The sequence below is a fragment of the Kitasatospora sp. NPDC058218 genome (assembly GCF_042882445.1).
Taxonomy (GTDB): domain Bacteria; phylum Actinomycetota; class Actinomycetes; order Streptomycetales; family Streptomycetaceae; genus Kitasatospora.
The window spans coordinates 20,112-27,214 of record NZ_JBHVWC010000098.1; the positions used below are offsets into that span (position 1 = coordinate 20,112).

At 73.2% G+C, this 7,103-nt stretch carries 5 protein-coding genes; 3 read left to right on the forward strand and 2 right to left on the reverse strand.

Going from position 1 to position 7,103, the window contains the following annotated elements; genetic code table 11:
• Positions 1–89: 89 nt before the first annotated feature.
• Complete coding sequence (locus tag ACFVYI_RS39745; protein WP_387894629.1) at positions 90–2,090, reverse strand: CBM35 domain-containing protein; 2,001 nt, start codon at positions 2,088–2,090, stop codon at positions 90–92.
• Positions 2,091–2,432: 342 nt separating this feature from the next.
• Between ACFVYI_RS39745 and ACFVYI_RS39750 the strand changes: the two genes are divergently transcribed.
• The 3 genes from ACFVYI_RS39750 to ACFVYI_RS39760 all read left to right on the forward strand — a co-directional run bounded on the left by ACFVYI_RS39750 (position 2,433) and on the right by ACFVYI_RS39760 (position 5,900).
• Positions 2,433–3,452: a LacI family DNA-binding transcriptional regulator gene (locus ACFVYI_RS39750; RefSeq protein ID WP_387894631.1), complete on the forward strand. Its 1,020-nt coding sequence runs from the start codon at positions 2,433–2,435 to the stop codon at positions 3,450–3,452.
• A 459-nt stretch (positions 3,453–3,911) separates the two neighbouring features.
• Positions 3,912–5,018, forward strand: coding sequence for a hypothetical protein (locus tag ACFVYI_RS39755; protein ID WP_387894632.1), 1,107 nt, complete (start codon positions 3,912–3,914; stop codon positions 5,016–5,018).
• A 432-nt stretch (positions 5,019–5,450) separates the two neighbouring features.
• Entirely contained in the window at positions 5,451–5,900 is a 450-nt protein-coding gene (locus ACFVYI_RS39760) for a hypothetical protein (protein ID WP_387894633.1), read from the forward strand.
• 55 nt (positions 5,901–5,955) lie between these two features.
• Here the strand turns inward: ACFVYI_RS39760 and ACFVYI_RS39765 are convergent, their stop codons facing one another.
• Positions 5,956–6,420, reverse strand: a complete 465-nt coding sequence (locus ACFVYI_RS39765) for a calmodulin-binding protein (protein ID WP_387894634.1) — start codon at positions 6,418–6,420, stop codon at positions 5,956–5,958.
• Between the last annotated feature and the right edge of the window lie 683 nt (positions 6,421–7,103).

Below are 7,103 nucleotides of genomic sequence, written 5' to 3' on the forward strand. Positions count from 1 at the left end.
GGGCCCGACAGGGCGGTGGCGCGCAGTCGTCGCGCCGGCGCCGGACCCGTCCGCACGGTACCGACGGCACGGACGGGTCCGGCGGTTCCTCAGCCGACCTGTACCGTCACCGTCCGGCCCGCGGTGACGGTCGGGGTGGCGTAGGTGTACGTGACGCCGTCCACCACCTTGGTCCTGGCCTTCCACGGCACGCCGTTGACCGTGATCGTGGCGTGGGTGCCGGGGAAGCGCGCCTCCCAGGTGTAGGCGCCGCTGCTCGACGTGTTGGTCAGGGTCGACTTCGTGGCCCCGTCGTGCCGCAGCGAGAAGGTGCCGGCGCCGATCCGCAGGTCGTCGATCTTCAGCCAGTCCATGCCGGCGGGCAGCCGGGACTGCGTGGTGAGGGTGCGCGCCGGCGCGTCGGGCTCGACGCCCAGCAGGCCCTCGACGGTCTGGCCGAGCAGGGTGAACGAGACCTCCGGGTAGTCGCCGTTGGTGCCCTGCTTGGCGTTGACGTGCTGGACGTCCTTCTGGTCGTAGACGTGGTTCATCCACTTCCAGGCGGTGTCGCTGCGGTTGTTCGTGAAGAAGGTGTCCGGCAGGTAGGTGAGCGCCTCGATGTTGGAGGGGGCGTCCTCGCCCGAGGCCTGCTGGTCGATGTAGTCGAGGTAGGCGTCCAGGCGGGCCCCGGGGGCGAGGATCTGCTTCATCGGCATGAACCAGCTGTTCTCCTTGCCCCAGCCGGTCAGCGCGCGCCCGTCGGTGGTGTAGCCGCGCACCATGTCCGCGCCCGACCCGGTGCCGCTCCAGGTGGAGTTGAAGTACGCCTTGAGCTCCCGGGCCTTCCGGTCGTACGTCGCGGCGAGGTCGCGGTCGCCCTTGCCGCGGGCGAGTTCGGCCATCGCGAGGTACGCCTGGTACTGGGAGCCGATCGCGTCGCCGGCCTCGGCGAGGGGTTCGCCGCTCTGCTCGTTGTAACTGGCGGTGCCCTGGAAGATGCCCTTGCCGGTGCCCTCGGCGACCTTCACGCTGCCGTTGTCCCGGGTGCCGTTGTGCAGGTCGACGAACTCGCCGGTGGCGTGCCGGTAGAAGTCCCAGAGCGCCGGGTCGTCGACGTACGCGCGGTCGCCGCTCCACCGGTACGCCTCGGCGGCCTTCTGCACCAGTTCGAAGGTGGCGGGGACTTCGCGGACGAAGCTGGTGGGGCTGCGGTAGTCGATCGACAGGTAGCTGGTGGTGTCGAAGTTCAGTGCCCACACCGGGTAGTAGGCGTGCTCCGCGGTGGCTGAGGCGGCGAACGAGCGGAGCATGGCCTTGTTGGCGCCGCTCAGGCCGAGCACGCCCGCGCCGGCCAGCTGGTGGGCGAAGTCGCGCGAGTAGTAGCCGCTGCGGTTGGCGTAGCCGGCCCAGTAGGAGGCGCCGTACGTGCCGGTTCCGCTGCCCGCCGTGTTCCACTCGTCGACGTTCAGCGGGCCCTGGGTGCCCGGGAGCTGGACCCAGCTGTTGGCCTTGCGCTTGGCCCAGTCGAACATCTCGACGATCTTCGGGTCGGAGGAGCTGATCCGGGGGTCGGCGGGGGAGGAGGGGGAGACCATCAGGTCGTCGGCGTTGACCCAGCCGTCGCCCGACCCGAAGCCGATCTCCAGCCGGTCGCCCCGGGCGAGGGTGATCCTGCTGAGCGTGTAGCGGCGGTAGTTGGCGGCGGCGGGCAAGGTCACGGAGGCGACGACGGCGCCGTTCACGCGGGCGACGAACGTGCCGTTCGGGCCGCCGGTGGCGATCCAGGCGGAGATGTCGTAGGTGCCCCGGCCGGTGGCCTTCACGGTCTGGGTGACGCTCTTCCCGGCGCCGTCGTCCAGGTAGACGAGCCCCTTGCCGCCGTGGGGGTAGTTGGTCGCGACACCCGTTCCGGAGCTGAACACCCAGCCCTCGCCGCCCTGTTCGAAGCCGGGGTTGACGAGGGCGAGCGGAGCCGGGCCGGCGGTGCCCGTGCCGGGCCGTCCCGCTTCGGCGCCCGCGGCCGGGCCGGCGGCCGCTGCGGCCGGGGTGCCGAGGACGAGCGGTGCGAGTAAGGCGCACGCGGTCAGCAGGGACAGGCGGGAACGCTTCATCGGGGTCTCCCGGGCAGGGGGTGGGGTCGGCCGTCGTCGACCGGGCGCGAGGCACGCTAACAAGTGGGAGTGAAGGCTTGCAATGGACCCGACAGGATCATTTGCCGGATCCGACTGAAGGTTTTCATCGATATCGTGCAAGTCGGACTGGGGGGTCGGCGGCTCTGCGCTTCCCGCGAGGGGTGCCAGGCCGCCTGCGGGCGGCGTACGGCCGGGAGTCGGGGCGTGATCAATCCGCTCGCCGGGCCGTATCATGGGCCGCTCGCCGGAGCTCCCGCCGGACGGCCCCGATCGGCGGCCGACCCTGCGGAGGTCCGCAAGCACGCACACGGAAGGACCGTGATGAAGGTCGGGATCACCGACGTGGCAGCCCGGGCGGGCGTCAGCGAGGCCACCGTCAGCCGGGTGATCAACCGGCGCCAGGGTGTCGCGAAGAAGACCAGGGACGCGGTCGAGCAGGCGATGGCCGAACTCGGCTACGAGCGTCAGACGCAAGGTCAACTGGTGGCGGTGATAACCGAGTTCGTGTCTAACCCGTTCTTCGCCGACGTCGCGGAGCGGATCGAGTCGGCCCTCGCGCCGCACGGCCTGAAGACGGTGCTGTGCCCCGCCTTCCCCGGCGGCGTGCAGGAACGGGACTTCATCGCCACGCTGGTGGAGAAGGGCATCGCGGCCGTCGTCTTCCTGTCCGCCTCGAACACGGTCGACGGCGCGGACACCGAGACGTACGAACTGCTGCGCCAGCGCCGCGTCCCGTTCGTCGGGATCAACGGCGAATTCGCCGACGGGGTACCCACCCCGGTCTTCTCGACCGACGACGCGCTCGCCGCCGAGCAGGCCGTCGACCACCTCTACCGACTCGGCCACCGGCGGATCGGGATGGCCTCCGGACCGGCCGGCAACCACCCCGCCGACCGGCGCGTCCAGGGCTTCCTCGACGCCATGGCCAGGCGCGGCATCGAGGCCGCCGAGGACTGGGTGATCCGCCAGTCCTACACGGTCGAGGGCGGGCAGGCCGCGGTGGCCCCGCTGCTCGCACGCGGCGCCACCGCCATCGTGGCGGCCAGCGACTACATGGCGCTGGGCGCGATCCGCGGCATCCGCCGCCAGGGGCGCTCCGTCCCCGGCGACGTGTCGGTGGTCGGCTACGACGGCTCGGCCATCACCGAGTTCGTCGACCCTCCCCTGACCACGGTGCGGCAGCCGGCCGACCGGCTCGCGCTGGAGGTGGGCCGCAGCATCCTGGCCCTCGTCAGCAACCGGGAGGTTCCGACCGGGGAGCTGCTGTTCGACCCCGAGCTGGTCGTCCGCTCCTCGACCGGCCCGGCCCCGGGCACCGCTCCGGAGCGGCTCGCCCCCTGACGGCCGCCGCGCCGCCGCTGCGCCGAGGTGCCCGGGTCGATCTCCCGGACCGGATCCGGCCACCGGCGGTGCGTCGCCGGCGGGGTACGGCCGGGGTGGTGGGCGAGCCGTGGGGCGCCGGGGTCCGACGGGTTCCGGCGGCGGCCGGGGAGCGGCCGACGGGTGGGGGCGGAGGGTCCGGCGGAGGCCGCCGGGGCTGCTGGGTCCGCTCGGCGAACGGCCGGCAACGGCCCCGCGGAACATGCCGCAGGCCTGGGCCTGCGGGTGGTGCGCTCCTACGATGTGAGGCGCCGTCGGCCTGACCCCGACAGCGTCGGCCGACGCCGGACTCCACCGGGCTCCCAGGGCGCCCGTGTGTCCCGTCGGCCACGGCCCGCCCCGGGCACCGGGAGCGGGCTCGTAGCGCAGGCTGCACCACGCAGGCCGCACACCCCTCCTCACCACCCAGGGAGTACGCCCATGCACGCCCGCACTGTCGCACCGTCGTTCAGACCCGTCCGCGCCGTCCTGCTCGTTCTGACCATGCTGGCCGCCGTGGTGGCCGTCACGCTGCCGACGGCCGGCCCCGCCCGGGCCGCCGTGCCGGACCGCTGGGGCTTCGCGTTCCTCGACAACCCGACCCCGCCGGCCGGGTACGTCCCCGACCTCACCCGGCAGTGGGGGAGTTGGCCGTCGCCCGCCGCCAACCCCGTCAAGGTCGACCAGCTCGCGGTCGGCTCGTACCTCGTGCACTTCCCGTTCATCGCCGGACCGGGCGGCATCGCCCACGCCACCGCTGTCGGCCGCACCGGCAACTGGTGCCAGATCAAGGGCTGGTCCACGGCGGGCACCGGGCAGGACGTCGCGGTGAACTGCTACCGGCCCGGCGGCGCTCCCGACAACACGCTGTTCACCGTGCTCTACACCACCAGCAGCGGAACGCCCTCGCCAGCCGGCGGCAGCTACGGCTACACCTACTCGGACATCTCCGGCGCGGTGCTCGCCCAGTACAACTCGGCCGGTGCGGTCAACACGGTGAGCCACGGCTCGACCGGGATCTGGAAGGCCTGGCTGCCCGGCCTGGGGCTGTCCACCGCCGCCGGGAACATCGAGGTCACGGCGGTCGACGCCGTTCAGGGCGCGCGCTGCAAGGTGGCCGACTGGGCGCCCGCCGCGACCGGCCAGACCGTCGTGGTGAGTTGCTTCGACGCGGCCAACGCCCCGTACGACACCAGGTGGACGCTGAGCTACTCCCTCAAGCGGGCCCTGCACGGGCCGGCGTTCCCGCCGAAGTCGTTCGGCTACCTCTGGTTCAACGGCGGGGTCCCAGCGGCGACCAACTTCAACTCCAGCGGCGCGACCAACACGCTCGCCGGGTCCGTCCCGGCCACCGTCACGCTGCCCGGGGTGGCCGTCCCCTCGGACACCGCGCACGCCACGGCCTACGGCCCGGGGCCGGGCTGGTGCGGGCTCGCCCTGCCCTGGGCCCGGAGCTCCGGGACGGTGAAGCTCTACACGATCTGCTTCAACGCCGCCGGCTCGCCGGTCTCGACCCCGTTCCTGACCGCCTACACCTCGGCGTTCTGACCCGCCGGGCCGACCCCGCCCACCCGGGGTCGGCCCACCGCCGGGCGGGTGCTCCGCGCGGACCGCGTTCCGCTCCTCCGCTCGCCCGGGACCAGCCGAGAAGGATCACTCCTGCGATTCCATGGCGGCGGGCCGGAGCAGGCCTCCGAATGGTTCCTGAGGGCTGCTCTCCCTCCCCGAGGGCAAGGGATGTCGGCCGACACGGGCAGAAAGCCCCTGCCTGTTCGGCCCGTCGCCGCGACCGGACCGGGTCGCACCGGGCCGCACCGGGTCGCACCGGGGAGATGCCCGCAGGCGGCGCTGTCGTGCGGCTCGGCGGGGCGTGCCGGAAGGGCGCGCACGAGGTCGTTCGGCGGGTCCGGGATGCACGAGGCGCACCCGCGGCCTCCGGGGGCGACGCCTCGTCGGGTGCGCGCCCTCGTGATCGACCCGATGCATCGTCACATTCTGCTGATGGCCGCCGCTTCCCTCAGTAGGGCGCTGTGTGTGCCGTTGCGGGGCGCCCTCGCCCTGACCCTCGGGTTCGCGCTGTCCGCGGTGGTCGCGAGTGCGGTGCGGGGCGTCGTCCTGCTGCACGAGAGGGGCGGCGTGCTGCCGCCCCTCGTGGCGGGAGCGGCCCTGTACGTGCGGTCGGCGGCGGTGCTGCTCGCCGTGGTTCGGGCCGGCGAACCGGTCGCCCGGCCGGCGGCCGGGGTGCTCGCCGTGGCGGCGGTGCTGCTGCCCTCGGGTGCGACCGCCCGGTTCGGCCTCCGGCCGGGCCGTCCCGGCGGCACGGTCACGATGGTCGCCGCAGCCCTGGCCGCCCCGGCCGCCCCGCCGGCTGAGTGCCGACGGGTCCCCCGAGGAATTCTTGGTCGAAACATGACAGCTCCGGCCGCCTGAGGATCCGGCGGCCGGAGCGACAACGGGCGCGGTCAGCGCCCCGGGGTGTGACCCCTTACGGCGCGGTGATCTCGCGCGTCAGCTTCGACTGCCACGGACACCAGGTCGAGCCCGGCAGGAGGGCGCCGCCCACCTCGGACAGGTGGTCGTTGACGTAGGAGATGCTCGCGTCGCAGGCCTCCACGGCCATGCCGAAGAACGACACGGTGTTCGGGGCGAGCTGGTAGTTCCACGGCTTGTTGTAGGAGGCGGGGGTCTTCACGACCTTGCCCATGACGCTGATGTTCTCCGTCTCCACGCCGCTCAGGATGTTCCGGGCCTGCTGGATCCGGGTGGAGTCGGTGAGCTGGAACACGAAGGTGTTCGTGCCGTCGGTGAACTCGAAGTAGGTCGGCGCCACCGCGGCCGCGGTGCGCGCCCCGGCGGTGTCGTTCGGGGTCGCCTGCGCGGGCTGGGCCAGCGCCATCGCGAACATGGCGACCGCGCCGAGGCTGGCGACCTTGGTGATGGTACGTCGCATGACTGATACCTCCATGGGTGTCCGGCGGGCCGCGTCCACGACCCGTCTGTCAACGAACCTAATCGGGGAGGCGGCGTCTTGGTCCGCCCGCCGGCGGAAGTGCCTCAAAGGGCTCCGGCGTCCCCTCGGAGCTTGCCCCATCGGGACGTTGTCGCGCCGAGGCCCACGAAGGGCGGGGTCCGTGAGCTGATGGACAGTCAAAAGAGGTTTGAGAAGCGCAGGTACGGCTTCGGTCATCGGCTGCCCTTTGGGGCGACCGGCCTCCGCGCCGGGTCGCGAGCCGCCGAGCGGGCCAACGTGCGGGCCGGGACCGACCCGCGCCGGGCCTCCGACGAACCGGGCCGCCGGGTGCCGGGCCTCCCGTCCCACGAGCCCCCGTGCCCGGTGCTCCGGAGGCCTGCCAGGGCCCGATGTGCCACCGTGGTACCCGGGGGAGCGCACCCTGTCGGGAGAGGAGTGGCCATGTCGTCGAAGCGACGCCGCAAGAAGAAGGCACGGGCCAGGCACAAGGCCAACCACGGCCGCCGCCCCCAGTGCTGAACACTTCCTGAGCGGTCACCGGCGGCCCGGCGAGGGGTCGCCGGTGACCTCGGACCGTCACACCGTGACGTCCGCCGACCGGCGCGGGGGCGCCCGGGGGGCCCCCGCGGCGGCGCCCGGGGCCCCGCGGGGGGGGGCCGGCC

Coding starts and splice junctions, on each gene's coding strand:
- ACFVYI_RS39750 (WP_387894631.1), top strand. CDS start 2,433: ATGAAGGTCGGGATCACCGACGTGGCAGCCCGGGCGGGCGTCAGCGAG.
- ACFVYI_RS39765 (WP_387894634.1), bottom strand. CDS start 6,420: ATGCGACGTACCATCACCAAGGTCGCCAGCCTCGGCGCGGTCGCCATG.
- ACFVYI_RS39760 (WP_387894633.1), top strand. CDS start 5,451: ATGCATCGTCACATTCTGCTGATGGCCGCCGCTTCCCTCAGTAGGGCG.
- ACFVYI_RS39745 (WP_387894629.1), bottom strand. CDS start 2,090: ATGAAGCGTTCCCGCCTGTCCCTGCTGACCGCGTGCGCCTTACTCGCA.
- ACFVYI_RS39755 (WP_387894632.1), top strand. CDS start 3,912: ATGCACGCCCGCACTGTCGCACCGTCGTTCAGACCCGTCCGCGCCGTC.